Source organism: Methylobacterium sp. J-070 (assembly GCF_022829385.1).
Classification (GTDB): domain Bacteria; phylum Pseudomonadota; class Alphaproteobacteria; order Rhizobiales; family Beijerinckiaceae; genus Methylobacterium.
Map to the genome: position 1 here is coordinate 1 of NZ_JAKSXX010000267.1, position 208 is coordinate 208.

At 71.2% G+C, this 208-nt stretch carries 1 protein-coding gene; it reads right to left on the minus strand.

Annotated features, from left to right (window positions below; genetic code table 11):
• The coding region (locus tag MKL01_RS30795; RefSeq protein ID WP_243908986.1) for a hypothetical protein at positions 1-208 on the minus strand (208 nt) is incomplete at both ends.

Below are 208 nucleotides of genomic sequence, written 5' to 3' on the forward strand. Positions count from 1 at the left end.
GCGCCCATCAGGCCCGTTGCCGAAGTCGCCGCCTTCGGCGTCGAGGCTGTTGGCGGCGACGAGCAGACCGAGGTTGAACAGATGGCCGGAACCGAGGCGCACGACCACGTCGGTTCCGCCCAACCGGGCGGTGGCGGCAGGCGTCTCGTAGCCGCCGGCCGCGAGGGTCAGCCGGTTCTTGGCGATGATGTCGCCGCTGGAGGACACG